Source organism: Nonomuraea pusilla, assembly GCF_900109355.1.
Taxonomy (GTDB): domain Bacteria; phylum Actinomycetota; class Actinomycetes; order Streptosporangiales; family Streptosporangiaceae; genus Nonomuraea; species Nonomuraea pusilla.
Genome location: NZ_FOBF01000010.1, coordinates 76,699 through 102,056, shown reverse-complemented (window position 1 = coordinate 102,056; position 25,358 = coordinate 76,699). Strand labels below are relative to the sequence as shown.

At 70.1% G+C, this 25,358-nt stretch carries 24 protein-coding genes; 19 read left to right on the top strand and 5 right to left on the bottom strand.

The features are described from left to right. The first annotated feature begins 121 nt into the window (after positions 1–121). Genes BMX74_RS21670 through BMX74_RS21655 form a run of 4 tightly spaced genes read left to right on the top strand, consistent with a single transcriptional unit; the run spans position 122 to position 4,684 of the window. Complete coding sequence (locus BMX74_RS21670) at positions 122–3,283, top strand: sensor histidine kinase (RefSeq protein ID WP_177227464.1); 3,162 nt, start codon at positions 122–124, stop codon at positions 3,281–3,283. Then, on the top strand, positions 3,280–3,702 hold the full coding sequence (locus tag BMX74_RS21665; RefSeq protein ID WP_055507217.1) for a roadblock/LC7 domain-containing protein: 423 nt from the start codon (positions 3,280–3,282) through the stop codon (positions 3,700–3,702). The genes BMX74_RS21670 and BMX74_RS21665 overlap by 4 nt, the downstream gene beginning before the upstream one ends. 18 nt (positions 3,703–3,720) lie before the next feature. Next, positions 3,721–4,125: a DUF742 domain-containing protein gene (locus tag BMX74_RS21660; protein WP_055507219.1), complete on the top strand. Its 405-nt coding sequence runs from the start codon at positions 3,721–3,723 to the stop codon at positions 4,123–4,125. After that, positions 4,106–4,684 carry a GTP-binding protein gene (locus BMX74_RS21655; RefSeq protein ID WP_055507221.1) on the top strand — a complete coding sequence of 193 codons (579 nt, stop codon included), beginning with the start codon at positions 4,106–4,108 and terminating at the stop codon, positions 4,682–4,684. The genes BMX74_RS21660 and BMX74_RS21655 overlap by 20 nt, the downstream gene beginning before the upstream one ends. Positions 4,685–4,938: 254 nt before the next feature. Here BMX74_RS21655 and BMX74_RS46500 read toward each other — a convergent pair whose 3' ends face one another. Then, positions 4,939–6,393 (bottom strand): ABC transporter ATP-binding protein, encoded by a 1,455-nt coding sequence (locus BMX74_RS46500; protein WP_337959857.1) that lies wholly within the window; start codon positions 6,391–6,393, stop codon positions 4,939–4,941. A 321-nt stretch (positions 6,394–6,714) separates the two neighbouring features. Here BMX74_RS46500 and BMX74_RS21645 point away from each other — a divergent pair, with 321 nt between their 5' ends. Next, the gene (locus tag BMX74_RS21645; protein WP_082535455.1) at positions 6,715–7,137 is read left to right on the top strand and encodes a pyridoxamine 5'-phosphate oxidase family protein; all 423 of its coding nucleotides are present in this window, start codon (positions 6,715–6,717) and stop codon (positions 7,135–7,137) included. Positions 7,138–7,141: 4 nt separating this feature from the next. Here the strand turns inward: BMX74_RS21645 and BMX74_RS21640 are convergent, their stop codons facing one another. Genes BMX74_RS21640 through BMX74_RS21630 form a run of 3 tightly spaced genes read right to left on the bottom strand, consistent with a single transcriptional unit; the run spans position 7,142 to position 9,731 of the window. Next, a complete protein-coding gene (locus tag BMX74_RS21640) occupies positions 7,142–7,927 on the bottom strand; it encodes an ABC transporter permease (protein ID WP_055507225.1) in 786 nt (261 codons plus the stop codon). Next, on the bottom strand, positions 7,924–8,736 hold the full coding sequence (locus tag BMX74_RS21635; protein ID WP_177227462.1) for an ABC transporter permease: 813 nt from the start codon (positions 8,734–8,736) through the stop codon (positions 7,924–7,926). Before BMX74_RS21635 ends, BMX74_RS21640 begins: the two co-directional genes overlap by 4 nt. Beyond that, a complete protein-coding gene (locus BMX74_RS21630; RefSeq protein ID WP_091102411.1) occupies positions 8,733–9,731 on the bottom strand; it encodes an ABC transporter substrate-binding protein in 999 nt (332 codons plus the stop codon). Before BMX74_RS21630 ends, BMX74_RS21635 begins: the two co-directional genes overlap by 4 nt. 578 nt (positions 9,732–10,309) lie before the next feature. Here BMX74_RS21630 and BMX74_RS21625 point away from each other — a divergent pair. The 14 genes from BMX74_RS21625 (at position 10,310) to BMX74_RS21560 (ending at position 22,665) form a co-directional block, all read left to right on the top strand. Next, the gene (locus BMX74_RS21625; RefSeq protein WP_177227461.1) at positions 10,310–13,201 is read left to right on the top strand and encodes a sensor histidine kinase; all 2,892 of its coding nucleotides are present in this window, start codon (positions 10,310–10,312) and stop codon (positions 13,199–13,201) included. Then, positions 13,198–13,620, top strand: a complete 423-nt coding sequence (locus tag BMX74_RS21620) for a roadblock/LC7 domain-containing protein (protein WP_055507231.1) — start codon at positions 13,198–13,200, stop codon at positions 13,618–13,620. The genes BMX74_RS21625 and BMX74_RS21620 overlap by 4 nt, the downstream gene beginning before the upstream one ends. Continuing rightward, the gene (locus BMX74_RS21615; RefSeq protein WP_055507233.1) at positions 13,620–14,090 is read left to right on the top strand and encodes a DUF742 domain-containing protein; all 471 of its coding nucleotides are present in this window, start codon (positions 13,620–13,622) and stop codon (positions 14,088–14,090) included. The genes BMX74_RS21620 and BMX74_RS21615 overlap by 1 nt, the downstream gene beginning before the upstream one ends. A 7-nt stretch (positions 14,091–14,097) precedes the next feature. Then, positions 14,098–14,658 carry a GTP-binding protein gene (locus BMX74_RS21610; protein WP_055507558.1) on the top strand — a complete coding sequence of 187 codons (561 nt, stop codon included), beginning with the start codon at positions 14,098–14,100 and terminating at the stop codon, positions 14,656–14,658. Positions 14,659–14,713: 55 nt separating this feature from the next. After that, positions 14,714–16,261, top strand: coding sequence for a signal recognition particle protein (gene ffh, locus BMX74_RS21605; protein ID WP_055507246.1), 1,548 nt, complete (start codon positions 14,714–14,716; stop codon positions 16,259–16,261). A 461-nt stretch (positions 16,262–16,722) separates the two neighbouring features. Next, positions 16,723–17,163, top strand: coding sequence for a 30S ribosomal protein S16 (rpsP, locus tag BMX74_RS21600; protein ID WP_055507248.1), 441 nt, complete (start codon positions 16,723–16,725; stop codon positions 17,161–17,163). A 1-nt stretch (position 17,164) separates the two neighbouring features. Beyond that, a complete protein-coding gene (locus BMX74_RS21595; RefSeq protein WP_043634919.1) occupies positions 17,165–17,410 on the top strand; it encodes an RNA-binding protein in 246 nt (81 codons plus the stop codon). Between the two features lie 67 nt (positions 17,411–17,477). Continuing rightward, positions 17,478–17,978: a ribosome maturation factor RimM gene (gene rimM / locus BMX74_RS21590; protein ID WP_055507250.1), complete on the top strand. Its 501-nt coding sequence runs from the start codon at positions 17,478–17,480 to the stop codon at positions 17,976–17,978. Continuing rightward, complete coding sequence (gene trmD, locus BMX74_RS21585; RefSeq protein ID WP_091102405.1) at positions 17,978–18,757, top strand: tRNA (guanosine(37)-N1)-methyltransferase TrmD; 780 nt, start codon at positions 17,978–17,980, stop codon at positions 18,755–18,757. Before rimM ends, trmD begins: the two co-directional genes overlap by 1 nt. Positions 18,758–18,895: 138 nt before the next feature. Next, positions 18,896–19,258 (top strand): 50S ribosomal protein L19, encoded by a 363-nt coding sequence (gene rplS, locus BMX74_RS21580; RefSeq protein WP_055507254.1) that lies wholly within the window; start codon positions 18,896–18,898, stop codon positions 19,256–19,258. Between the two features lie 143 nt (positions 19,259–19,401). After that, positions 19,402–20,262, top strand: a complete 861-nt coding sequence (gene lepB, locus BMX74_RS21575; RefSeq protein ID WP_055507256.1) for a signal peptidase I — start codon at positions 19,402–19,404, stop codon at positions 20,260–20,262. Then, the gene (gene lepB, locus BMX74_RS21570; RefSeq protein WP_055507258.1) at positions 20,262–20,858 is read left to right on the top strand and encodes a signal peptidase I; all 597 of its coding nucleotides are present in this window, start codon (positions 20,262–20,264) and stop codon (positions 20,856–20,858) included. The genes lepB (BMX74_RS21575) and lepB (BMX74_RS21570) overlap by 1 nt, the downstream gene beginning before the upstream one ends. Positions 20,859–21,633: 775 nt before the next feature. After that, positions 21,634–22,302: a ribonuclease HII gene (locus BMX74_RS21565; RefSeq protein WP_055507260.1), complete on the top strand. Its 669-nt coding sequence runs from the start codon at positions 21,634–21,636 to the stop codon at positions 22,300–22,302. Positions 22,303–22,341: 39 nt separating this feature from the next. Beyond that, complete coding sequence (locus BMX74_RS21560) at positions 22,342–22,665, top strand: DUF2469 domain-containing protein (protein WP_055507262.1); 324 nt, start codon at positions 22,342–22,344, stop codon at positions 22,663–22,665. Positions 22,666–23,996: 1,331 nt separating this feature from the next. Here BMX74_RS21560 and dprA read toward each other — a convergent pair. Further along, entirely contained in the window at positions 23,997–25,295 is a 1,299-nt protein-coding gene (gene dprA / locus BMX74_RS21555) for a DNA-processing protein DprA (RefSeq protein ID WP_091102403.1), read from the bottom strand. Between the last annotated feature and the right edge of the window lie 63 nt (positions 25,296–25,358).

Here is a 25,358-nt window from a genome sequence, read left to right as displayed (position 1 = left end):
TCAGATTTTTTTTCGAGCACGTCTCGGCGAGAGGTAGCGAGGGTCAGTGAGGACGGACAACCCCCGGCACACCAAGTCAGGGGAGTACACAGGCGGGCGGTTCCAGCTGGGGAACTGGCGCGTGCGCTCAAGGCTGATCGCGCTGATCCTCATCCCCACCGTCGTGGGCGTGCTCCTCGCGGGTGTGCAGCTCGCCAACGCCATCGGCACCAGCTCCGAGTACCGGCGCCTGACCCAGGTCGCCGAGCTGGTGCAGCGCATCGGCGCGCTCAACCACGAGCTGGCCAAGGAGCGCACGCTCACCGCGTGGTACGGCGCCGACCACCGCAGGGCGGGCCGCCTGAGCCAGCTGCGCACGCAGCGCCAGGCGTCCGACGCGGCCAAGAAGCAGGTGCTCGCCGCCGCGGCGGACATCGACAGCTCGTACTCGCCGCGTATCCAGACCAGCGTCAGGAACATGAACCGGTGGCTCACCGGGCTGGACAGCCTCCGCGACTCGATCGTGGGCAACAGCAGCACCCCGCCCCGAGCCGCCATCCGCACGTACACCACGATGATCGAGGTGCTGTCGGGCGTCCAGGGCGACCTGGGCGACGGCGTCGCCGACGACCGCCTCCAGGGAGACGTCGCCGCCCTCGGAGCGCTCCAGCGGGTCAAGGAGGAGGTCTCGCGCCAGCAGGCCATCCTCATCGTCGCCCTCATCGAGCGCAGCCTCGACTACGACGACCTGTCCGACTTCCTGGGCTCCTGGAACCGGCAGCAGGCCGAGCTCGGCACCTTCGACCAGGAAGCCGACGTGCGCACGCTCCAGGCGTACAGGAAGGGCGTGCGCGGCATCGACATCGACCGCGCCGACGCCATGCGCCAGCGCGCCCTCGCCCAGCTGCGCGAGTACAACCGGATCAGGGACCTCGACGTCACCTCCCGCAGGGACCTCACCCTCTGGTACGACAGCACCACCCTCACCGCCAACGCCATGCGCAAGGTCGAGGACACGCTGGCCACCCAGATCGTGACCCGGGCCCGCGAGCTGAGCGACACCGAGCAGCGCAACGCCATCATCTCCGGCGCGACGATCCTCGTCCTGCTGGTCCTGGTCCTCGTCATCACCACCCGGGTCGCCGGTTCGCTGGTGCGTCCGCTGCGGAAGCTGCGGGCCGAGGCGCTGGAGGTCGCCACCAGCAGGCTGCCCGAGACGGTCCGCATCCTGCGCGAGTCCGGCGACGGCGCGCAGGTGCCCGAGGTGCCCTCCATCGGCGTCAGCACCCGGGACGAGATCGGGGAAGTGGCCCGGGCCTTCGACGAGGTCCACCGCGAGGCGATCCGGCTGGCCGGCGACGAGGCCAAGCTGCGCGCCAACGTCAACGCCATGTTCGTCAACCTCTCCCGCCGCAGCCAGACGCTGGTCGAGCGGCAGCTCCAGCTCATCGAGGGCCTGGAGCAGGGCGAAGAGGACGAGCAGCGTCTGGCGAACCTGTTCAGGCTCGACCACCTGGCCACCCGCATGCGGCGCAACAGCGAGAACCTCCTGGTCCTCGCCGGCCAGGAGGCCGCGCGCAAGTGGAGCGAGCCGGTGCCGCTCGTCGACATCGCCCGCGCCTCGCTCTCCGAGGTCGAGAACTACGAGCGCGTCCAGATCCAGATCCCGTCCGGCACGCTGATCGTCGGCCCCGCCGTCACCGACGCCGTCCACCTGCTCGCCGAGCTGATCGAGAACGCCATCTCGTTCTCCCCGCGCGAGAGCAGGGTGCAGGTCACCAGCTCCCCCGCCGAGGGCGGCATGCTCGTGACGATCAACGACCAGGGCATCGGCATGAGCCCCGAGGAACTGGCCGAGGCCAACTGGCGGCTGGCCAACCCGCCGGTCGTGGACGTCGCGGTGTCGCGCCGCATGGGCCTGTTCGTGGTCGGCCGCCTGGCCCTGCGCCACGGCATCCGCGTCCAGCTCAAGATGCGCGAGACCGGCGGACTGAGCGCCATGGTGCTCGTCCCCGACATGCTGATCACCGGCGCGCAGGGCGCACCGCAGCAGGGCGGCCAGTACGAGGCGTTCACCAGCTTCGACCCGGCCGCCATGTTCGACCAGTCGTCGCTCAACGGCGGCACCGGCTACCACACGCCCCCGCCGCAGATGCCCGTCGACACCGAGTGGCCGGGCTCGCTGCCCGCGCCAGGCACGGGCAACTGGCCGTCGATCGCCGAGGATTCCCCTGCCGCGGCGGCGCAGGACGACGCGCGCTGGCCCTCGTTCGCCGAGCAGCCCCCGCCGCCCGCCCAGGAGGAGACCCGCTGGGGCTCCGTCGGCGCCGACGAGCCGCGCTGGCCGTCGTTCGCCGAGGAGCCGCCCGAGCCGGCCGCGCCTCCCATGCCCGCCGCGCCGCCCGCGCCGCCCGTGCCGGCGGCGCCCGCCGCCCATGACGACGAGCTGCGCTGGCCCTCCTTCGCGGAGACGCCGCCGCCGCTCGACGAGCCGCGCTGGCCGTCGTTCGCGACCGAGCCGCCCGCGAACAAGGAGGAGCCGGGCTGGGGCGGCTTCGGCGACCAGGCGCCGCGCAGGTCGCTGTTCGAGCCGGCCGAGCCGCGCCAGTCCGCGTTCGGCGACGTCCCGTCCATCTTCAGCGAGGACCCCCGCCCGTCCGCGTTCGGCGAGGAGCCCAAGCCCGCCGACGCCTTCTCGCAGAACGGTCACTCCGGGTTCAGCCCCTTCGGGCCCGGCGAGTACTCCTCGCAGGACCTGACGGGCCCCCTGCCCGTGGTGCGCACCTCGCCCATGGAGGAGCAGAGCGAGGAGTTCCTTCCGATCTTCTCGTCGGTCGGCTCCGACTGGTTCCGCAGGCCCGACCCCGAGCAGGTCGACCAGGCGCTGGAGCCCGAGGGCGACTCGGAGATCACCGGAGTGCACCCGGCCATCCCGGCCGACGCCGTGGCGCCCCCCGCTCCCGCCCCCGCCGCCGAGCGCGGGGACCGGCCGGCGCTGCCGCAGCGCAGGCCCGGCCAGTCCGGCGCGGGCGCGTCGTGGTCGTCGCCCGCCGACACCGGGTTCCAGGCGGCCCAGGCCGCGGCGGAGCCCGCCCAGGGCGGCACCACCCCCTCCGGCCTGCCGCGCCGCGTCCCCAAGGCCAACCTCGTGCCGGGCACGGCGAGCCTCGCCGAGCCGCCCGTCACGTCACCGGCGCCGCAGATCTCGCCCGAGCGGTTGCGCAGCCGGCTCTCCAGCTTCCAGCAGGGTGTCCGCCAAGGCCGTGCCTTCACCCGCGGAGAAGAGAATGAGGAGGACAAATGAGAGAACTGAGCCAGGGAGCGCGCGGTATAAGCTGGTTGATCACGGACTTCGTGAACAACGTGCCGGGCGTCGCTCACACGGTGGTCGTGTCGTCCGACGGTCTGCCGCTGGCCTTCTCCGAGGGGTTCCCCAAGGACCGGGCCGACCAGCTCGCCGCGGTGGCCTCCGGCGTGATCAGCTTGACGCAGGGCGCCGCGCGGGTCTTCGAGGGCGGCATGGTCACGCAGACCGTGATCGAGATGCAGCGGGGCCTGTTGATGATCATGTCGATCAGCGACGGCTCGTGCCTGGCGGTGCTCGCGGCCCCCGATTGTGACATGGGTCTCGTGGCCTACCAGATGACGTTGCTGGTGGAACGGGCGGGACAAGTTCTGACGCCGGCCGTGCGGGCCGAGCTGCAGGCGGCCCGCCCCCGCTGAGGGCGGTGACAGGAGATCATGGTGTCAGGTCAGGGTTGGGCTGGTGATAGCACTCCGCCGCATCCGGCGGCTCCCCGTCCGCAGAAGCCGAGTTCCCTGGTACGGCCGTATGCCGTGACCGGGGGGCGCACGGCGCCGCGGATGAAGTTCGCCATGGAGGCCCTCGTGTCCTCCGTGACGTCGGAATACCAAGATATTTCCCTACTCAGTCCGGAGTATCAGGCGATCATTCAGCTGACCCGGAACGTCCGGTCGGTTGCCGAGATCTCCGCCCTTTTACGCCAGCCCCTTGGCGTGGTCCGGGTGCTGATCGCCGACATGGCGTCGGAGGGCCTGATCCGGGTGCACCAGCCTGCGCTGGACGCCGGAAAGCCGGACCTCAACTTGCTCGAAAGGGTGCTCAGTGGACTTCGCAGGCTCTAGCCCCGGCCTAACCTCGACGAAGATCGTCGTGGCCGGGGGCTTCGGCGTGGGCAAGACGACGTTCGTGGGAGCGGTCTCGGAGATCCTGCCGCTCACCACCGAGGCCGTCATGACCGACGCGTCGGCGGGCGTCGACGACGTCTCGCTCACGCCGAACAAGACGACCACGACCGTGGCCATGGACTTCGGCCGGGTCTCGCTCGACCGTGACCTGATCCTGTACCTGTTCGGGACGCCCGGCCAGCACCGGTTCTGGTTCATGTGGGACGACCTGGTGCGCGGCGCCATCGGCGCGGTCGTGCTGGTCGACACCCGCCGTCTCGCCGACAGCTTCCCGGCCATCGACTACTTCGAAGAGGCCAAGCTGCCGTTCGTCATCGGGATCAACGGCTGGGACGGCCAGTTCCTCCACCAGGAGGAGGAGATCCGCGAGGCGCTGTCGCTCGGCTCGCACACGCCGATCGTCCGCCTCGACGCCCGCTCCAGGGACTCGGTGAAGTCCACGCTCATCACCCTGGTCGAGCACGCGCTGACGCGCCACATGCACATGCCGGCCTAGCCCGGAACGTCCGATGCCGCCGGAAGCGCTCCTTCCGGCGGCATCGCCGTCTCCGCAACCCACCGCCCTCACGGCCGGCGGTCCCCTGAGCACGCCGTCTCCTGGGTCTGCCGTCCCAGGACCACCGGTCTTCAGGGCCGTCGGTCTTCAGGATCGTTAGGTCTTCAGGGCAGCCCGTCGTCGGTCTTCAGGACCATCGGTCTTCGGGGCCGTCGCCTCCCGGGGTCGTCCTCCCGGGAGGCGGGCCGGCGGTCTCAGGCGGCGGCCTCTCCTGGCTTGCCCTTCTTGCGGGGCCTGCGCGGCTTGCGTGGCTTGCTCGGCTTGTTGCTCTCGTCGCCCTTGGCGGCCTCGGGCTCCGCAGCCTTGGCGTCGCCCTCCCCGGTGTCGCCGGTCTCGGCGGTCTTCGTCTCGGCGGTCTCGGTCTCGGCCGCCTTCACCTCGGCTTCCACGGCCTCCGCGCCCTGGGCGTCAGCGGGCTCCTCGGCGTCCTTGACCTCGGTCTCCTTGGCCTGGGCGTCGGCGGGTTCCTCGGCGTCCTTGACCTCGGTCTCCTTGGCCTGGGCGTCGGCGGGTTCCTCGGTCTCCTTGGTCTCCTTGGCCTCGGGCTCGGCCGCCTTCACCTCGGCTTCCACTGCCTCTGCGGCCTGGGCGCCGGCGGGCTCCTCGGCGTCCTTGGCCTCGGTCTCCTTGGCCTGGGCGTCGGAGGGCTCCTCGGGCTTCTTGGCCTCGGGCTCGGGCTCCACTGCGGGCTCGGGCTTCTTGGCCTCGGCCTCTGCGGGCTCGCCGTCCTTCGCCTCGCCGTCCTCGGCCTCGGTGGGCTCCGCGTCCTTGGTGGGGGCGGCGTCCTCGGTGGGCTTCGCCTTCGCGGGCTTGGCCGTCGCCTTGGCAGGCTTCGTCTCCGGGGTCTCCGGGGTCTCCGGCTGTTCGTCCTCGGGGGCGTCCGCCGTCGCGTGGCCGCGGACGAGGCGGCCGACCTCGGCGCGCAGGTGGACGAAGTCGGGGTGCTCGCGGGTGGTGATCTGGTCGCGGGGCGACGGCAGGTCCACCTTGAGGTCGCCCACGACGTGGGCGGGCGCCTTCGACAGCACCACGACCCGGTCGCCGACGTAGACGCTCTCGTCGATGTCGTGCGTGATGAGCACGATCGTCATCTGGTGGTGCCCGCGCACCTTGAGGACCAGGTCCTCCAGGTCCTCGCGGGTCTGGGCGTCGACGGAGCCGAACGGCTCGTCCATGAGCATGAGGCTGGGCCGGTACGCCAGCGCCCGCGCGATGGCGACGCGCTGCTGCATGCCGCCGGACAGCTGGAAGGGGTACTTGCGTCCGGCGTCGGCCAGGCCGACGGACTCCAGCGCCTCCTGCGCGGCCTCCCGGCGCTGGCGCTTGTCCATCTTCTTGCGGCGCAGCGGCAGCGCCACGTTGTCCTCGACGGACATCCAGGGGAACAGCGAGCGGCTGTAGTCCTGGAACACGACGGCCAGGTTGTCGGGCGTCTGGCGCACGACCTCGCCCTCGATCCTGACCTCGCCGCCCGAGGGCGTGATGAGCCCCGCGATGGAGCGCAGCAGGGTGGACTTGCCCGCGCCCGAGGGTCCGACGATGCACAGCAGCTCGCCTGCGGCAACGCTCAGGTTGAGCCCTTCGATGGCGTGGTGGGCGTTCGGTCCGCCCGCGCCGTAGATGTGGGAGAGGTTGTCAATCTCGAGCAAGGGATTTCCTCAGGGCGAGTCGAGGGACAGCAGGGCGACTCTATCGAAGCCGGGAATAGATGCCTATAACGTTCGCTATTCCGCTCGTGATCTTACTCTGGCCCGCTCGGCGCCGTCCTCGGGCGGAAGCGGGACGGGCGCTCTCGCCGGGGGTTCCGCGCCGCTCGGGGAGGCGTGGCCGGCGGGGAGGGAAAGGAGGCTCCGGCGTCGTCGCAGGTCAGGGCAGGTCGCAAAAGTCAGATGTTATGAAATCTCGCGATTTTGGGTATAGGAGCTTCTTTATCCAACTACGCTCGGCCCTCTCCGGTGTGAGGGGTTCTGATGCACGGATTCAGTGACCGAGAGCTCTCCTACTTGCGCGAGCACGATCTCGCGCGGCTGGCCACCGCCACCCCCGGCGGCGCGCCGCACGTCGTGCCCGTACGGATCCACCTCGACGAGGAGCGCGGCGTCATCGGCGTCGGCTCCCGGGTGCTGCCCGGCGCGGCCCGCCCCAGGCGCTACCGCCGCCAGGTCGAGGACAACCCGCAGGTCGCGCTCGTCGTGGACGACTTCGCCGAGTCGGGGCCGCGCGGCCTCAGCATCCACGGGCTCGGACGCGTCCACACCGAGGGCGGCGAGCGGCTCAAGGACGGGTTCGAGCCGGTCTGGGTTGAGATCATGCCGGTGCGGATCTCGTCCTGGGGCATCGACTCCGCCCCGCACGACCCGCCGCGCACCCGGATCGTCGGCGAGGGCCTGTGACGGTTCACGACGCGTGGTGCCAGGCCAGCACCCGCCGCTCGGCCACGAGGAACAGCTCGTTGAGCAGGTAGCCGAGGACGCCGAGCAGCACGATGCCCGCCCACATGGCGGGCAGGTCGAACGTCGCGTACGCGTCGGTGATCTGGAACCCGATGCCGTTGGTCGTGCCGGGCAGCAGCTCGGAGAACACCATGACGATCAGCGAGAGCGACAGCGCCAGCCGCAGTCCCGCCACCATCTTGGGCAGCGCCGACGGCACGACGACCCGCCACAGCCGCTCGGCCCGCGTCAGCCGGAACACCTGGCCGGTCTGCAGGTGCAGCGGCTCCACGGAGCGGGCGCCGTCGGCGGTGTTGAGCAGCACCGGCCAGACGATGCTGAACACGATGAACGCGAGCTGCATCCGCAGCCCGAAGCCGAACACCACCAGGAACACGGTCACGAGCGCCGGCGGCGGTATCGCCCGCAAGAACTGCAGCACGCCGTCCAGGTAGTCGTAGACGCGGGCGGACAGTCCGACCGCGAGCCCGAGCGCCACCCCGGCGAGGGCGCCGCCCGCGTAGCCCGCGGCCATCCGGCCGAGGCTCGGCAGGATGTTGTCCACGGCCGGGTCGGTGAGGAACAGCCGGCCCGGCGGCCCGGAGAACCACATCGCGTGCATGCGCGCCACGATCTGCGAGGGCGGCGGGAAGAACGGGCTGCCCGCCGCCCGGGTCGCCGCCTCCCAGGCGGCCACCAGCACGGCCAGGACGACCAGCCGGAACAGCGTCGTCCCCGCCCGCGTGCTCATGCCGCCTCCCGCGCGACGTGGTGCCAGCGGAAGAAGCGGCGCTCGACGGCCACGAGCAGGGCGTTCACCAGCACGCCGAACACGCCCACCCAGAAGACCCCGGCCAGGATGTCGGTCATCCGCGCGGGCACCGCGATGCCGGCGAAGAAGATGAACACGCCCATCCCCTCGCCCCGCCCGGCGACGATCTCGGTGCTGACGGTCAGGATCAGCGCCACCCCGGCGGCCAGGCGCACGCCCGTCATGATGAACGGCGCCGCCGACGGCAGGCTGACGCGCAGCAGCACCGCCGCAGGCCCGAACCCGTAGGCCCGCAGCGACTCCTTGGCCACCGGGTCCACCTCGCGCAGCCCGTACATGGTGTTGTAGAGGATCGGCCACAGGGAGGCGTACACGACCAGGGTGATCCGGAGCTGCAGGCCGGTGCCGAGGACGAGCGCGACGAGCGGGATCAGCGCGACCGACGGGATGGGACGCAGGAACTCCACCACCGAGCGGGTCGCGGCGTCGATCACGGGGACGCTGCCCAGCAGCAGCCCGAGCGGCACCGCGAGCACGGCGGCGAGCCCGAGCCCGGCGGCCCAGGCGAGCAGGCTGGTGAGCGCGTGCCCCTGGAAGGCGGGGTCGGCCGGCAGCGCCAACGCGCGCCGCACGATCAGCGTCGCGGGCGGCAGGAAGTCCGCGTCGACCAGTCCGGTGCGGCTCACCAGCTCGACCAGCGCGGCGAAGCCGATCGCCCCCGCCGCCCCGCGCGCCCACCGGGTGCGGGCGGTCGCGGGACGGGCGGGGGCCAGGGTCGTGGCGCTCACCCCGAGGTGGTGGGCGACATCAGGGACTTGACGTCGATGGCCTTGGTGAGCCAGTGGGCCTCCAGCATCCAGTCGGCCACCCGCTGCAGCCGCACCGGGTTGTCGCTGCTGGAGAAGAACGGGAACGTCACGGTCGCCGCGGTGGCCGCGTCGATCTGCGTGAACGTCGGCAGCACCTTGGCCACCACCTCGCGGTTGTTCTCCATGAGCTTGGCGGCGTTGTGGATGGCCCGCTGGAAGGCCGCGGCGGTCTTCGGGTTCTTGTCGTACCAGTCCTGGGTGCCGACGTACCCGGAGATCGGGAACTCGGCGGCGGGGCCGGACGCCGGGTCGAGGATCTTGCGGGCCCCCATCTGGGAGGTGGCCGCGGTGACCATCGGCTCGCCGAGGTAGGCGGCGTCGATCTGGCCGCCCTTCCAGGAGGGCATGATGTTCTGGAACGTCACCTGGACGTACTTGATCGAGGCCGGGTCGACGTTGTTGGCCTTCAGCACCTGCGTCAGCGCCAGTTCCTGGAAGTTGTGCAGGACGTTGACGTTGATCGTCTTGCCTTCGAGGTCCTTGGCCGTCTTGATGGGCGAGTTGGGCAGGGCCATGATGCTGAGCGAGTCGGGGGCGGCGCGCGAGCCCTCGGCGAGGATGCGCACCTTCAGCGTGCCCTTGTCGTGCGCCTGGAACATCGACACGTAGTTGCCGAACATCGCGTCGATCTCGCCGTTGAGCAGCATGGGGATCGCCTCGGGCGCGGCCTGCACGACCTGCGGCGTGACCTCCAGGCCCTCCTTCTCGAAGAGCTTCTGGTCGATGGCGACGTAGAGCGCGGCGCTGTCGATGGCCGGCAGGGTAGCGATCTTCAGCTTCGTCTTCTCCAGGCCGCCGGCCGCGGCCGACGGCGGCGCGCTCGCGCCGGTCGAGCCGCCGGTGCTGCACGCCGCGGCTCCAAGCGTCACTGCTAACCCGATGATCGCGGCCCTGGCGAGACGGCCAAGCCTCATGTCAGGGACTCCCTTCCTTGATGGGTGGAGCCGATAGGGGGGACCGGGCGGCTTGCCTCCCGGGGCGGTGTTCGCCTGACGGACAACAGGGATGAACCGTAGCACCTACGTAGGGATCAGTAATCGCGAAGATAACACTTGATGTTGCAATGCTGGATTACCGCTATATCGTAAAAAATTGTCGCGAGACAAGAATCTTGGTGTTTGTGGGCTACCGGGATCCTTGATCCCTTGGTGGGCCACTGCGCAAGGAGGTGATCCGCGGGATCTGATGTGACGGATGAGGCGATCGCGAGCACGCATATCTGCGGACCGAAAATCGGGTTTGCGGACGTAATGCGCTGCTGTTTCAGCAGGTCGCACGGGGTCAACCAATTCTGTCACAGTTTCCGGACAGCTAGGGATAAATGCCCCAAGTGAGCACGATCGGTGGTTGGTCATCCTCAACTGGTGTGCTCAAATGACCCTCGTTCAGGATTGTACGAATAGCCGCACATAGCCCCACATGCCCCCCGCACATGCACTCACCTGCATGGCCGTCGAGAATCCCCCTCCAGGGCGAGAGGTTGCGAAGGCAAGTGAGAACGCAGAACGCAGAAGCGTCCGCCGACCGCGAGCCGTACGGGCACCAGAAGCGACGGCTGCCCAAACCTTCATCGAACAGATTCGGTCTGGGGAACTGGCACGTCCGCTCCCGCCTCGTCGCGCTGATCGTCGTTCCCACCGCCGTTGCCGTGGGGCTCGGCGGGCTCAACGTGATCAACTCGCTCCGCGACGCCAGCACGTACCAGACCCTGCGCGAGGTCGCCGAGCTGAGCGAGCAGCTCGAGGCCGTCACGCACGAGCTGTCCTTCGAGCGCGACCAGACGGCCCTGTTCATCGCGCAGGGCCGGCCCCAGGCACGCGAACCCGAGCTGCGGACGACGTACAACGGGGTGGACAACCTGATCGGCGAGGCCAAGGCACGGGCCCAGGCGGTCATGGACACCCACGCCGACGCCGTCAGGCCGGTGCTGCGGCGGCTGCAGGAGATCGCGACCCTGCGCGAGACGGCGGTCAAGGGCCGCATCCAGCCGCTGCCGACCACCGAGAAGTACTCCCAGATCATCTCCACCCTGCTCCAGTTCCACGACCAGGTCGGCCAGGTGGCGATCGACGACGACATCGCCCACAGCGCCGCCGCCATGGCCGCGATCAGCCGGGCCAAGGAGCAGGCGTCCAGGCAGCGCGGCATCCTGGCCAGCGCGCTCGACAAGAAGGGCTTCGACAGCGGCGAGCTCGACGCGCTGAGCGCGGCCAAGGCCCGCGAGGAGAGCGAGGAGACCCTCTTCGCCACCCTGGCCAACCTCGACCAGCTGGAGCTCTACCGCAACACCGTCGTCGGCCGCGACGTGGACCAGACCGACCTGTTCCGCATGCGGGCCATGGCGCAGGCCACCGAGAGCAAGCCGCTCGCCGTCGGCGCGAAGTCCGACAAGGACGTGTCCACCTGGTTCGACGTCAGCACCGGCAAGATCGACGCGCTGCGCGGCGTGGAGAAGGCGCTGTCGTCCTCGGTGATCCTGCGCGCCCGCGCCCTGGAGGACGCCGCCAACCGCTCGGCGCTCGTCTCGGGCGTCCTCATCCTGATCCTGCTCGTGGTGGTGCTCGCGATCATCTCGCTCATCGCCAGGTCGCTCATCAGGCCGCTGCACAAGCTGCGCGGCGAGGCGCTGGAGGTGGCCGGCCGCCGCCTGCCCGAGACCGTGCGCAAGCTGCGCGAGAGCGGCGACGGCGGCGTCCCCTCGGTGCCCCCGATCGGGGTGACCACGCACGACGAGATCGGCGAGGTCGCGCGGGCGTTCGACGAGGTGCACAGGGAGGCGGTGCGGCTGGCGGGCGAGGAGGCCCGGCTGCGCAGCAACGTCAACGCGATGTTCGTGAACCTGTCGCGGCGCAGTCAGACGCTGGTCGAGCGGCAGATCACCCTGATCGACGGCCTGGAGCAGGGCGAGCAGGACGAGGAGCGTCTGGGGAACCTGTTCAAGCTGGACCACCTTGCCACCCGCATGCGGCGCAACAGCGAGAACCTGCTGGTGCTCGCCGGCCAGGACCCGCCGCGCCGCTGGAGCCAGCCGGTCAAGCTGGTGGACGTCGCCCGCGCCTCCCTGTCGGAGGTGGAGTACTACGAGCGCGTCGTCCTGCAGGTGCCCGACGGCGTGTCGGTCGCGGGCCAGGCCGTCAACGACGTCATCCACCTGCTGGCCGAGCTGGTGGAGAACGCGCTGTCGTTCTCCCCGCGCGAGACCAGGGTGACGATCTCCGGCAGCCGCATCGACGGCGGCGGCGTGATGCTCTCCATCACCGACGCGGGCATCGGCATGACCCCGGAGGAGCTGGCCCAGGCCAACGACCGCCTCGCCGACGCCCCCAGCATGGACGTCTCGGTGTCGCGCCGCATGGGCCTGTTCGTGGTGGCCCGCCTGGCGCACCGCCACGGCATCAGGGTGCAGCTGCGCCCGCACGCGTCGGGCGGGCTCACCGCCATGGTGCTGCTGCCCGAGTCGCTGCTCAGCGCTGAGCCCGCCGCGTACGCGGGGGCGGGCAGCGGGTTCATGGACGAGCCGTTCGCCGGGCCGCAGCCGGCCATGCCGATGTCGGCCCCGCCGATGCCGGCGCCGCCGATGTCCGCCCCGCCCCTGGTCCCGCCGATGTCGGCCCCGCCCAGGTCGGCCCCGCCGATCGCGCCGCTGGGCGACTGGCCTCAGGCGCCGTACCAGATGGGCCCCGGGCATCCGTCCTTCCCGTCGGTGCCCGATTCCGGCAACTCGTGGCCGTCGCTGCCGCCGTGGCCGGTCGAGCCGCGCGCCGGGTTCGACGCCGCCGACGTGTGGGCGCCGCCGCCGCAGCGCGGCCCGTCATGGGACGGCGACAGCCTGCCCAGGCGGCCGGTGCCCGAGCAGCAGCAGCACGACTGGAGCTACGACTCCGCCCCGCCGCCGCGGCCCAGGTACGACCTCCCCGACGCCGAGCCCGGCCCGACGGACCCGATCCCGCAGGTGCCGCCGGCCTCGTCGGGCGACGACTACCTGCCGATCTTCGCGGCGGTGGAGTCGGCGTGGTTCGGACGCAACGGCGAGAGCTGGGGCCCGTCCAAGGCGGACGAGGGCTGGAGCGCGGCGAAGGCGGTGGTGGAACCGGTGCGTGACGGATCGACGGCGGCGGGCCTGCCGAAACGGGTGCCGAAGGCGAACCTCGTCCCGGGGTCGGCCGGCGGTGGCTCCGCCGCCCCCAAGGGGGTGACGCCGATGCCGACGGTGTCGCCGGACCGGGTGCGCAGCCGCCTGTCGAGCTTCCAGCAGGGGTTCAGGGCGGCGCGTGACGACATCACCGAGGGCAGGACGTTCCAGCCCGGCGCACCGGGAGGACCCGGCGCCGGCCCGTCCGCCCCTTCGAACCTCAGGAACAGTGACAGTGAGGAGGACGCGTGAACGACTTGAGCCACGCGGCTCGGGGGGTCGACTGGTTGATCACCGACTTCGTCAGCACCGTGCCGGGCGTCGCACACGCGGTCGTCGTGTCGTCCGACGGTCTGCCGCTGGCGGCCTCGGCGGGTTTCCCGCCGGACCGGGCCGACCAGCTGGCGGCCATCGCGTCGGGTCTGGTGAGCCTGACGCAGGGTGCCGCCCGGGTGTTCGAGGGCGGTGCGGTCAATCAGACGATCGTGGAGATGCAGCGCGGGCTGATGCTGATCATGTCGATCAGTGACGGTTCGTGCCTGGCGGTGCTGGCCGCCCCGGACTGTGACATGGGTCTGGTGGCGTACCAGATGACGTTGATGGTCGATCGCGCGGGCCAGGTGCTCACCCCGGCCGTGCGCGCCGAGCTGCGCGCCACCCAGTCCAGGTGATGCAGGTGACCGACCCTCGATGGAACGGCGGCCGGCCGCAGCGGCCCCAGCCCGACCATCACCCCCAGCAGCACCCCGACCAGCAGCCGCAGCCGCCGCAACCGCAGCCGGCGCCGCCCCAGCGGCCCGCCGACCCCGGCTCCCCGGTCCGCCCGTACGCCGTGACGGGCGGGCGGACCGCCCCCCGGGTGAAGCTGGCGATGGAGGCGTTGGTGTCGTCGGCGACGGCGGAGCATCGGGAGTTCTCGCACATCACGCCGGAGTATCAGGCGATCAGTCAGTTGTGCCGTCAGGTGCGGTCGGTGGCTGAGGTGTCGGCGTTGTTGCGGATTCCTCTGGGTGTGGTGCGGGTGCTGATCGCGGACATGGCGGCCGAGGGTCTGGTCCGGGTGCATCAGCCGCAGCTGGATGCGGGTAGGCCGGACGTTACTCTGCTTGAAAGGGTGCTCAGTGGACTTCGCAGGCTCTAGCCCGGGTCTGACCTCGACGAAGATCGTGGTGGCCGGTGGTTTCGGGGTGGGCAAGACGACGTTCGTCGGTGCGGTGTCGGAGATCATGCCGTTGACGACGGAGGCGGTCATGACGGACGCCTCGGCGGGGATCGATGATCTGAATCTGACGCCGTTGAAGTCGACGACGACGGTGGCGATGGATTTCGGGCGGGTGTCGCTGGATCGGGATCTGATCTTGTATCTGTTCGGTACGCCGGGTCAGCACAGGTTCTGGTTCATGTGGGATGACCTGGTGCGGGGTGCGATCGGTGCGGTGGTGCTGGTCGACACGCGGCGGTTGGCGGACAGTTTCCCGGCGATCGACTACTTCGAGGAGGCGCAGTTGCCTTTCGTGGTGGGGGTCAACGGGTGGGACGGTCAGTATCTGCACAGCGACACCGAGGTGCGCGACGCGCTGACACTCGCCCCGCACATCCCCTTGATCCGCCTCGACGCCCGCTCCAAGGACTCCGTGAAGAGCGCTCTGATCAACCTGGTCGAGCACGCGCTGACGGTCCGCATGGCCGTGCCAGGCTGGAGCGGCTAGCGGAGCGGATAGGCTGAGTCCAGACGTACACCCGCTTCGAGGACTGGCCAACCACGTGTTCGAGACGCTATCCGACCGGCTCACAGCGGTCTTCTCCTCCCTCCGATCCAAGGGTCGGCTGTCCGATGCCGACATCGACGCCACCACCCGCGAGATCCGCATCGCGCTGCTCGAGGCCGATGTCGCGCTCCCGGTGGTCAAGGCGTTCGTCGCCCAGATCAAGGAGCGCGCCCGCGGCGCCGAGGTCTCCCAGGCGCTCAACCCGGCGCAGCAGGTCGTCAAGATCGTCAATGACGAGCTGATCGAGATCCTCGGCGGCGAGACCAGAAGGCTCCGCTTCGCCAAGACGCCGCCCACGGTCATCATGCTCGCGGGTCTGCAGGGCGCCGGTAAGACCACCCTGGCGGGCAAGCTGGCCCGCTGGCTGCGCGAGCAGGGCCACACGCCCATGCTGGTCGCCGCCGACCTCCAGCGGCCCAACGCGGTGCAGCAGCTCCAGGTCGTCGGCGAGCGCGCGCAGGTCGCCGTGTACGCGCCCGAGCCGGGCAGCGGAGTCGGCGACCCGATCGCCGTGGCCCGCCGCTCCCTCGACGAGGCCAGGCGCCTGCAGCACGACATCGTCATCATCGACACCGCCGGCCGCCTGGGCATCGACCAGGAGATGATGCAGCAGGCCGCCGACATCCGCGACGCGGTCAGGCCCGACGAGGTCCTGTTCGTGGTCGACGCCATGATCGGCCAGGACGCCGTCACCACGGCGCAGGCGTTCATGGAAGGCGTCGGTTTCGACGGCGTCGTGCTCACCAAGCTCGACGGCGACGCGCGAGGCGGCGCGGCCCTGTCGGTCAGGCACATCACCGGCAAGCCGATCATGTTCGCCTCCACCGGCGAGAAGCTCGAGGACTTCGACGCCTTCCACCCCGACCGGATGGCGTCCCGCATCCTCGACATGGGTGACATCCTCACCCTGATCGAGCAGGCGCAGAAGACCTTCGACGAGGAGCAGGCCGCCAAGATGGCGGGCAAGCTCACCTCGGGCCAGGACTTCACCCTCGAGGACTTCCTCGAGCAGATGATGATGGTCCAGAAGATGGGCCCCATCAAGAACCTGCTCGGCATGATGCCCGGCATGGGGCAGATGCGCGACCAGATCAACTCGATCGACGACCGCGACCTCGACCGCATCGCCGCCATCATCCGCTCGATGACGCCCGCCGAGCGCCAGGACCCGAAGATCATCAACGGTTCGCGGCGCGCCCGCATCGCGGCCGGCTCCGGCGTCACCGTCACCGCCGTCAGCAACCTCGTCACCCGCTTCTTCGAAGCGCAGAAGATGATGAAGCGGATGGCCGGCGGCATGGGCATCCCCGGCATGCCGGGCGGCCGCGGCAAGGCGGCCAAGGCGGCGAAGAAGGCCAAGAAGGGGCGGCGCGTCAGCGGCGACCCGCGCAAGGCGGCGCTGGAGCGTTCGGGCGCGGCCGAGTCGCAGCCCGAGCCCAAGCCGGGCGGGCTCCTCGGCAACCTGGGCGGCAAGCTGCCTCCGGGCGTCGAGCTGCCGCCCGGGTTCGACCCGTCCAAGTTCAAGCTGCCCGGCCAGAACTGACACCCCGCCGGGCGGGCCCTGCGATCTGGGCTTCCGCCCAGCGGCGGTTTGGAAGAGGTCAGGGCTCCCGCGCGGCGGCGGTTCGGAAGAGGTCAGGGCTCCCGCGCGGCGGCGGTTTGGAAGAGGTCAGGGCTCCCGCGCGGCGGCGGTTCGGAAGGGGACAGGGCTTCCGCGCGGCGGCGGTCGCCTCCCGGGTCTTCCGGGTCTTCCCGGAGGGGATCAGGGGTTCCGGAGGGCGGGCCTGGTGGCGGCGGCGGGCTTGCCGAGGCTTTGCGTCGCACCGCCGCGTCGCGTCCTGGGCAGTGCCGTCGATCTGGCACAATGACATGTTGGAACACCGTGACCAGGCGGGTGCCCTCTCACCTCCCGCAGGCCGCGTCTGTCCCTGGAGCGTCGTCTCGTCGTGCCCCACTCGGTGAGACGCCGTTCACCCACGCTCGAATGCAGGAGAGACCACACCCGTGGCAGTCAAGATCAAGCTCAAGCGGCTCGGCATGATCCGCAACGCTCAGTACCGTATCGTCGTCGCCGACAGCCGCACCAAGCGTGACGGCCGGGCGATCGAGGAGATCGGCCTGTACCACCCGAAGGAGAACCCTTCGCGCATCGAGGTCAACGCCGAGCGTGCGGCTTACTGGCTGGGTGTCGGCGCGCAGCCGACCGAGCCGGTTCTCAAGCTGCTCAAGCTCACCGGCGACTGGCAGAAGTTCAAGGGCGAGCCCGCCCCTGCTCCTCTGAAGGTCGCCGAGCCCGCGCCTGACCGTCACGCCATCTACGAGGCCGCGGCCAAGGAGGCCCTGTCCGGTGGCGACACCGGCACGGCCGCCACCACGCCGAAGAAGGCCAAGAAGAAGGACGAGGCCGAGGCCCCCGCCGAGACCCAGACCGAGGGCGAGGCCTGACGTGCTCGAGGAGGCCCTCGAGCACCTCGTCAAGGGCATCGTCGAACATCCCGACGATGTCCGGGTCCGCGCTCGCCGCATCCGCAGCGGGCGCGTCCTGGAGGTCCGGGTGCACCCCGAGGACCTGGGCAAGGTCATCGGACGCGGCGGGCGCACCGCCAAGGCGCTGCGCACCGTCGTGAACGCCCTGGCCGACGGGAAGTACGTGCGAGTCGACCTCCTCGACCTGCACGAAGCGGTCCGTTAGCGTCAGGTTTCCGCGCCCTCATCGGTTCCTGCCGATGGGGGCGCTCGCGTTGGAAGGGAAGGTATCGGTGCAGCTGGTCGTCGGCCGGATAGGCCGCCCGCACGGGGTTCGCGGTGAGGTCACCGTGGAGGTGCGCACCGACGATCCCGATCTGCGTTTCGCCGTCGGCGCGTCCGTCGCCACCGACCCGCCCGGGCGCGGGCCGGTCGTCGTCGAGGGCCGCCGCTGGCACAAGGGCATGCTGCTGCTGTCGCTGGAGGGCGTCCACGACCGCGACGCCGCCGAGGAGCTGCGCGGCACCATGCTCGTCATCGACTCCGCCGAGGTGGAGCCGCTCGCCGACCCCGACGAGTTCCACGACCACGAGCTCATCGGGCTGGCCGTCGAGACCGTCTCCGGCGAGGCCGTCGGCGAGGTCACCGACGTCCTCCACCACGGCCAGGACCTCCTCGTCGTCCGCAGGAGCGGCCGCGACGAGGCGCTCATCCCGTTCGTCAAGGCCCTGGTGCCCGTGGTCGACCTGCAGGCGGGCCGCCTGGTCGTCGATCCGCCCGAGGGGCTGCTGTGATGCGGCTCGACATCATCTCGATCTTCCCCGAGTACTTCGCGCCGCTCGACGTCTCGCTCATCGGCAAGGCCCGCGAGCGCGGCACCCTCGACGTACGGGTGCACCAGCTGCGCGACTGGACCCACGACGTGCACAAGACCGTCGACGACACCCCCTACGGCGGCGGGCCCGGCATGGTCATGAAGCCCGAGGTGTGGGGCGAGGCCATCGACGACGTGATCGGCGAGGGCAAGCCGCGCATGATCGTGCCCACGCCGAGCGGCAGGCCGTTCACCCAGGAGCTCGCGCAGGAGCTCGCCGGCGAGCCGTGGCTGCTGTTCGCCTGCGGCCGGTACGAGGGCATCGACTCCCGCGTCATGGCCGAGTACGGCTCCCGCCTGCAGGTGGACGAGGTCAGCATCGGCGACTACGTCCTGGCCGGGGGAGAGGTCGCGGTGCTGGTGATGGTCGAGGCGGTCGGCAGGCTGCTGCCCGGCGTCCTCGGCAACGTCAACTCCGTCACCGACGACTCGTTCGCGCCCGGCTCGATGCAGAACCTCGTCGAGGGGCCCGTCTACACCAAGCCGCCGGTCTGGCGCGGGCACGAGGTGCCCGGCGTGCTGCTGTCCGGGCACCACGGGAACGTCGCCAGGTGGCGGCGCGACGAGGCGCTGCGGCGCACCGTGCGCAACCGTCCCGACCTCGCCGCGGCGCTCGACCCCGCCACGCTCGACAAGCACGACAGGAAGCTCCTGGGGGAGCTGGCGTTTCGCGTCGGGCCGGAAGATGTGGCAAACTGAATCGCTGCCGACCATCACACGGTCGGTCCGTCATGCCCGGGAAACGGTCCCGGGCGCTTCACATCAGCAGGCGTGTCCGCCACGAGCTCTGGCCGGGTGGACCTCCGCGTGCTCACGAGGACTTGAGGACTAGCTCTCATGCACACGAAGATCCAGGAGCTCGAGAAGGCGACCCTGCGCAGCGACGTGCCGAACTTCCGTCCCGGTGACACCCTTGAGGTGCACGTCCGGGTCGTGGAAGGCAACCGCTCCCGCATCCAGGTCTTCAAGGGCTTCGTGCTGCGCCGTCAGGGCAGCGGCGCCCGCGAGACCTTCACGGTCCGCAAGGTCAGCTACGGCGTCGGCGTCGAGCGCACCTTCCCGGTGCACAGCCCGGTCATCGAGAAGATCGTTCTCGTGACCCGTGGCGACGTCCGCCGCGCCAAGCTCTACTACATGCGCGACCTGCGCGGCAAGGCCGCCCGCATCCGCGAGAAGCGCGAGACGACCGCCGCCAAGTAACCCGCGTTCTTCCCCGAATGGCCCGCGCAGTGCGCGGGCCATTCGGCTTTACAGGGCCGTTTCCTTTATGTGGAGCGACTCGGGCTTGGGTGTAACGTCGGTCGAGGCTTGTCGAGCCGCCCAATCATCTAGGCTCGTCACCGATGACTAGCGAGAGCCAGGAGTACGGCGCGTCGCGCCGCCCTGTCGAGGACGAGGTGGACGTGGTCGCCGAAGAGACTCAGATGCCGGCAAAGGGCGGGAAAAACGAGAAGAAGGGGTCGTTCTGGAAAGAACTTCCCGTTCTCGTCGTCGTGGCGCTGGTGCTGGCACTGATCATCAAGACGTTCGTCGTCCAGGCGTTCTACATCCCCTCGGAGTCGATGGAGAACACCCTCCTCAAGAACGACCGCGTCCTGGTGAACAAGCTCGTCTACCACACCCGTGACATCGAGCGCGGCGACGTCGTGGTCTTCTCCGGCGTCGACTCCTGGGACGGCGAGTTCCAGCTCGAAGAGCCGTCCAACCCCGTCGCCGGCTTCTTCCGCTGGGTCGGCACCGCGTTCGGCATCGTCCCCGGCGAGAAGGACTACATCAAGCGCGTCATCGGCGTCGGCGGCGACCACGTCAAGTGCTGCGACACCAAGGGCCGCATCACCGTCAACGGCACCCCGATCGACGAGGAGAGCTACCTCTACCCGGGCAACGTCCCCTCCGACCGGTTCTTCGACATCACCGTGCCGCCCGGCCGGCTGTGGGTGATGGGCGACCACCGCTCCGTCTCGCTCGACTCGCGTTCCCACACCGGAGACCCCGGCGGCGGCTCCATCCCCGAGAGCCAGGTCATCGGCCGCGCCTTCGTGATCGTCTGGCCGTTCAACCGCATGACGACGCTGTCCATCCCCGACACGTTCGCGCAGCCCTCACTCCAGGCGCTCGGCGGGTCCGCCCCGCTGGTCGCAGGGTTCACACTGGCCGTACCCTTGGTCCTGGTCCGTCGGCGGTGGCTCGGAAGGAAGCGCTGATGGCCGTCACCGAGAAGGCGGAGGGCGTGGCGAAAGAGAAGAAAAAGGGCGGATTCCGCGAGACGATCCTGCTGCTGGTGCTCGGCGTGGGCATCGCGCTCCTCCTGCAGACGTTCGTCGTCGGGTCGTTCTACATCCCGTCCGAGTCGATGGAGAACACCCTCCTCATCAACGACCGCGTCTTCGTCAACAAACTCGCCGGCAAGCCCGACCGCGGCGACATCATCGTCTTCAAGGGCTGGCGGGGCGGCGAGGACACCATCAAGCGCGTCATCGGCGTCGGCGGCGACAAGGTGGCCTGCTGCGACTCCAAGCGTCGCGTCACCGTCAACGGCACACCGCTCGACGAGGAGTCGTACCTCTACCCCGGCGACTACCCGTCCGGCGAGGAGTTCAAGGTCACGGTTCCGCCGGGCAAACTCTGGCTCATGGGCGACCACCGCACCGCGTCAGCCGACTCCCGCTCCCACATGGAGGAGCCCGGAGCCGGCTTCATCTCGGAGGACGACGTCATCGGCGTCGCCGTGGTCCGCTACTGGCCCCTCAACCGCGCCACGATCTTCACCCGCCCGGAAACGTTCGACAAAATCAAGTAAGAGCCCGGGCCACACCGGCGTCGGTGCGGGAACCCGAACCGACGCCGACACCGCGAGGCGGCCACAACAGCTTCACCCAAAGGGCCGTCAGACCACCACAGCGCCCGCCCCCGGCCACAACAGGGCCCGATTCGAATGACGCAGGGCTCGTCGCCGGTGACCGTAGGGCCCGTCTCCAATGACGCGGGGCTCGTCGCTGCCCACCATTGGGCCGGCCTGTTTCCATCCGTGGTGACCATAGGCCCTGTTTCGAAGGATGCAGGGTTCGTCGCCGGTGGTCGTGGGGTCTGCTCCAGTCATGCGGGGCTGGTCGCCGGTGGCGGTGGGGCCCGTTTCCCATCACCGCAGGGCCTGTCCCCGGTGGCCATAGGGCCCGTCCGTTTCCATCCCAGGTGCTTATGGGCCCCGTCGGTCTCCCATCGCTGCAGCATTCGTCCCCGGTAGCCGCTGGGGTCTGCTCCAGTCGTGCGGGGCTGGTCGCCGGTCGCCGTGGGGTCCGTCTCCCAGCACCGCAGCACTCGTCCCCGGTCACCGCGACGCCCCAGGCAGCCAGTGCCAGGGGCGGCCCCGAGGCGTGTCGGCTTGTGGGATCAAGTCGCTGTCCCGGGCCGTCATGGGAGGCTCCCACCAGGGCCCTCATCGTGTCCGGCGGGGTTGCTCCGAACGGCGCGGGTGGGCGCGGGGGCGCGGCAGCTGCTTCGTCAAGCCATTGCGGGGTCAAGTAAGGGGCTTCCAGTCGCGGTTTGCGGCGATTGGGGCGTACGCTGCCTCTGTCATGACAGTTGCGTTCCGCCCTCGGCCAAGCGTCGTCCGGCGAGATTCCGGACTCTACGCCTATGAGCGGGCGCTGGCTCGCCGCGGCCTCACCCCGATCGCCGGCGTCGACGAGGCGGGCCGCGGAGCCTGCGCCGGCCCTCTCGTCGTGGCGGCCGTCGTCCTGCGCAGGCCCGTCGACGGCTTGGGTGACTCCAAACTGCTCTCCCCGGCGGTGCGCGAACGCCTGTACGAACAGATCGTCGCCAGATCGCACGTGGGCGTCGTCGTGATCCCGCCAGAGGAGATCGACGCCAAGGGTTTGCACAGGTGCAACGTCTCGGGAATGCGGCGGGCCGTCGCGCAGTTGGCCTGTGATCCGGAGTACATCCTCATCGACGGCTTCCCAGTGCCAGGACTGCCGGCGCCGTCGCTGGCCGTCTGGAAGGGGGATCAGGTGGCCGCATGCGTGGCGGCGGCGTCGATCGTGGCCAAGGTGACAAGGGACCGCCTCATGGTGGATCTGGACACCAGCTTCCCGCAGTACGGTTTCGCCGACCACAAGGGATATGTCACCCCAGGGCATCGCCTTGCCCTGGACACGCACGGCCCGTGCCCGCACCACCGGTACTCCTTCGTCACGGTGGCCAGGCGGATGGGCGAAAATGAAATGGGGGCCGGGGTTGCCTGACCAGGCACACCGGGGGACCGGTACGACAGGAGGACCGCGATGAGCGCAGAGGATCTCGAAAAGTACGAAACCGAGATGGAGCTGCAGCTTTACCGCGAATACCGCGATGTCGTCGGTTTGTTCACATACGTCGTGGAAACTGAGCGCCGCTTCTACCTCACCAACTCGGTCGACCTCGACGTCCGCACCGCGGAGAACGGCGACGTCTTCTTCGACGTCAAGATGCAGGACGCCTGGGTGTGGGACATGTACCGTCCTGCGCGCTTCGTCAAGAACGTCCGCGTAGTCACCTTCAAGGACGTCAACATCGAGGAACTGGCCAAGGCCGACCTGGAGATGCCCAAGGAAGGCTTCTCCGGCTGACCTGTCGAACGCACCCCTCCACCACCCGCCCGACCGGCCGAGGCATGGCCCACCCACGCCGCTGGCCGGGCGCAAGCCTGCCGACCCTTTATCCGCCCACATGCTGAGTCCGCCCTCACGACGTCGGTGCCCCAAGGCGGCGTGAACCGGTTCCCCGAGGTCATTGAGCTGGTTTCCCGGGGGTGGCGTGGGCTGGGTTCCCGGAGGTGGTTGAGCTGGTTTCCCGGGGGTGGCGTGGGCTGGGTTCCCCGAGGTGGTTGAGCTGGTTTCCCGGGGGTGGCGTGGGCTGGGTCCCCAGGGTGGCGTGAGCTCGGTTCCCGGGGTGGTGTGAGCCGGTTCCCGGGGGTGGCGTGGGCTGTGGGTCCCCAGGGTGGCGTGAGCTGGGTTCCCCAGGGTGGGATGTTCCCGCGGGGTGGGGTGACCGGTTCCCGGGGGGCGTGAGCTTGGTCCCCAGGGTGGGGGGAGCCGTGGGCTCCGGGGTTGCCCGGATCCAGGAGTGTGACCCCGGGAGATCGCGTTCCGCTTGTGACGACCGGTTTTCCGGTGTCTGCCCTATGGCTTGTGGGTCAGGGTGGGTTGTTCGTTGGTCTGGGCGGCCATCGCCATCCTTCGAGGGCCTAGTCGAAATCGAAGGAGACCGGGGCGATGGCCGCGGACAACAGTGTGGCGGGTGGCAGCCGCCGAGCGGGGCGAATCTCGATCGGGAACTCCCACTTGATGGAGTACTCCAGGCTGGAGGCACCCGAACCACGCGTCGTCTGAACCATCGGTCGTCCGTACAAACCCTCCAACGGCTGCGGCTCGCCTATCTGAAGCGTTCAACCGTTGATCAGCGAAGCAGGACGACGGTCTGCCTTCCGGACGCAGAGACGACACTTCCTGTGTTCAACGGCCGCGCCCGCTCCCGTGGCGTGCGCGGGGCGGGCTCGGGCATGTAGACCACCGGCCTGCCGGTCGCCAGGGGTCGCTGCCGTGCGAGGCGCGGCCGCCCGCGGCGCCTGCCGGCGGAGCTCGACATGCACGCTGGTCCTCGGCCGCCGCGCAGAACGGCGGGTCCGGCGGCATGCGGAAGGACGACGTAGATCGACCGACGGACGGATAAGCAGCAGGCGCGAAGAGCCGCCGTCGCGAGTGCCGGGCACGGGCGACGCGGACCCGTGACCGTCGTCAGAGATGTACAGCGTCGGACTCCTGATCAGGGGTATGGGGCGCTGCTTGTCTGTCCTCCTGTCTGAAGGCAGCCGGCTGATCCTTGCCGGGCTGGGACGTACAGGTTCGTGTTGGCCGGAGCGGCGGCCGGGTCGCGTTGTCAGATGCGGGCGGATCGCCCGTCAGGTGAGAACGCCGTGGGCGGTCGGGAGAGGGGCCGGGGGGAGGTCGTCGGGGTGGTCCTCCGGGAATGGGAGGTCGTCGGGGGCGTCTTCGCGGGCGGGTGGCGTGTCGAGGGCGGCCGACTCCGGCGCTTTCCGGTAGGCGGCGGAGGTGGTTCTTCGCAGGCGCCAGCCCTTGTCCGTGCGTTCGACGTACCCCGCTGCGCCGAGGCCGCCGAGGGCGCTGAGGGCGACGTCGAGGCTGACGCCGGCGGCGACGGCGATGGAGGCCGGTCCGGCCCCGCCTCGGGCGGGGACGGCGTCCAGCACCTTCTTGGCCGTTTCGTTGAGCCTGTCCCTCGGGACCGCGGCGCCCCGGGAGTGCGAGGCGAGGTCGTCGCCCATGGTGCCCACCAGGTCGATCATCTCCTCCGGGGAGGTCACGCAGACCGCTTTGCGCTCGCGGAGCAGTTTGTGGCAGCCCGCCGACAGTCCGGAGGTGGTCGGGCCGGGTACGGCGGCGAGGTGCCGGTTGAGTGACAGGGCGTGGCCCGCCGTGTTGAGCGCGCCGCTGCGCAGCGCCGCCTCCACCACGACGGTGCCGCGTGACAGAGCGGCGATGAGGCGGTTTCTGATGAGGAACCGGGCACGGGTCGGGTGGACTCCCGGTGGGCATTCGGAGACCAGGACGCCCTGCTCACGCACCGCGGTGAAGAGGTTGTGGTGCCCGCTGGGGTAGCAGACGTCGACACCGCAGGCCAGTACGATCACCGTCGGAGACTGGCCGACGAGGGCGCCGCGGTGTGCGGCGCCGTCGATGCCGTACGCGCCTCCCGAGACGACCGTCCAGTCCGCCTCGCTCAGGCCCACCCCGAACTGCGCGGCGATGTGCAGCCCGTACGCCGTCGCCGCCCTGGCTCCCACCACCGACACCGACCTGAGGCAGGAGAAGCGCAGGTTCGCCGAACCGTGCAGCCACAGGCCGAGAGGGCGGCTCGCGCCGAGCTGGTCGAGCTGCGTCGGCCACTCGGGACCGCCGGGGATGATCAGGCGGGCGCCCAGCCTGCCACCTGTCTCCAGGTCGGCGGCCGGGTTCGAGGCGTCGAGGCGGGCGTGCCAGGCGTTCAGTCGTGCTACGAGATCTGGAGGACGCTCCTGCTCGGCCTCCTGCGCCGCGAACTCGGGCGGCAGCGCCCGCGCCCGGATCGCTTCCACGGCGTTCGCCGCGCCGCAGTGGGCGACCAGGCGCCCCATGAGGGTGTCGCCGACGTCGGCCGCCCGCATGAGCGCCGCCCTGGCCTCCTGCTCGGTGCTGCTCATCGGTCTTCCTGCTCCTTTTCTGGCGTTTCGTCGTCGGTGGTGGCTGGTGGTTGCTGGGGCCCG

Excerpts from the sequence above, each read along its gene's own strand:
- BMX74_RS21665 (WP_055507217.1), top strand. The coding sequence starts at position 3,280 with ATGAGAGAACTGAGCCAGGGAGCGCGCGGTATAAGCTGGTTGATCACG.
- BMX74_RS21660 (WP_055507219.1), top strand. The coding sequence starts at position 3,721 with ATGGTGTCAGGTCAGGGTTGGGCTGGTGATAGCACTCCGCCGCATCCG.
- BMX74_RS21645 (WP_082535455.1), top strand. The coding sequence starts at position 6,715 with ATGCACGGATTCAGTGACCGAGAGCTCTCCTACTTGCGCGAGCACGAT.
- BMX74_RS21640 (WP_055507225.1), bottom strand. The coding sequence starts at position 7,927 with ATGAGCACGCGGGCGGGGACGACGCTGTTCCGGCTGGTCGTCCTGGCC.
- BMX74_RS21630 (WP_091102411.1), bottom strand. The coding sequence starts at position 9,731 with ATGAGGCTTGGCCGTCTCGCCAGGGCCGCGATCATCGGGTTAGCAGTG.
- BMX74_RS21615 (WP_055507233.1), top strand. The coding sequence starts at position 13,620 with ATGCAGGTGACCGACCCTCGATGGAACGGCGGCCGGCCGCAGCGGCCC.
- trmD (WP_091102405.1), top strand. The coding sequence starts at position 17,978 with ATGCGGCTCGACATCATCTCGATCTTCCCCGAGTACTTCGCGCCGCTC.
- rplS (WP_055507254.1), top strand. The coding sequence starts at position 18,896 with ATGCACACGAAGATCCAGGAGCTCGAGAAGGCGACCCTGCGCAGCGAC.
- lepB (WP_055507256.1), top strand. The coding sequence starts at position 19,402 with ATGACTAGCGAGAGCCAGGAGTACGGCGCGTCGCGCCGCCCTGTCGAG.
- lepB (WP_055507258.1), top strand. The coding sequence starts at position 20,262 with ATGGCCGTCACCGAGAAGGCGGAGGGCGTGGCGAAAGAGAAGAAAAAG.
- BMX74_RS21565 (WP_055507260.1), top strand. The coding sequence starts at position 21,634 with ATGACAGTTGCGTTCCGCCCTCGGCCAAGCGTCGTCCGGCGAGATTCC.
- BMX74_RS21560 (WP_055507262.1), top strand. The coding sequence starts at position 22,342 with ATGAGCGCAGAGGATCTCGAAAAGTACGAAACCGAGATGGAGCTGCAG.
- dprA (WP_091102403.1), bottom strand. The coding sequence starts at position 25,295 with ATGAGCAGCACCGAGCAGGAGGCCAGGGCGGCGCTCATGCGGGCGGCC.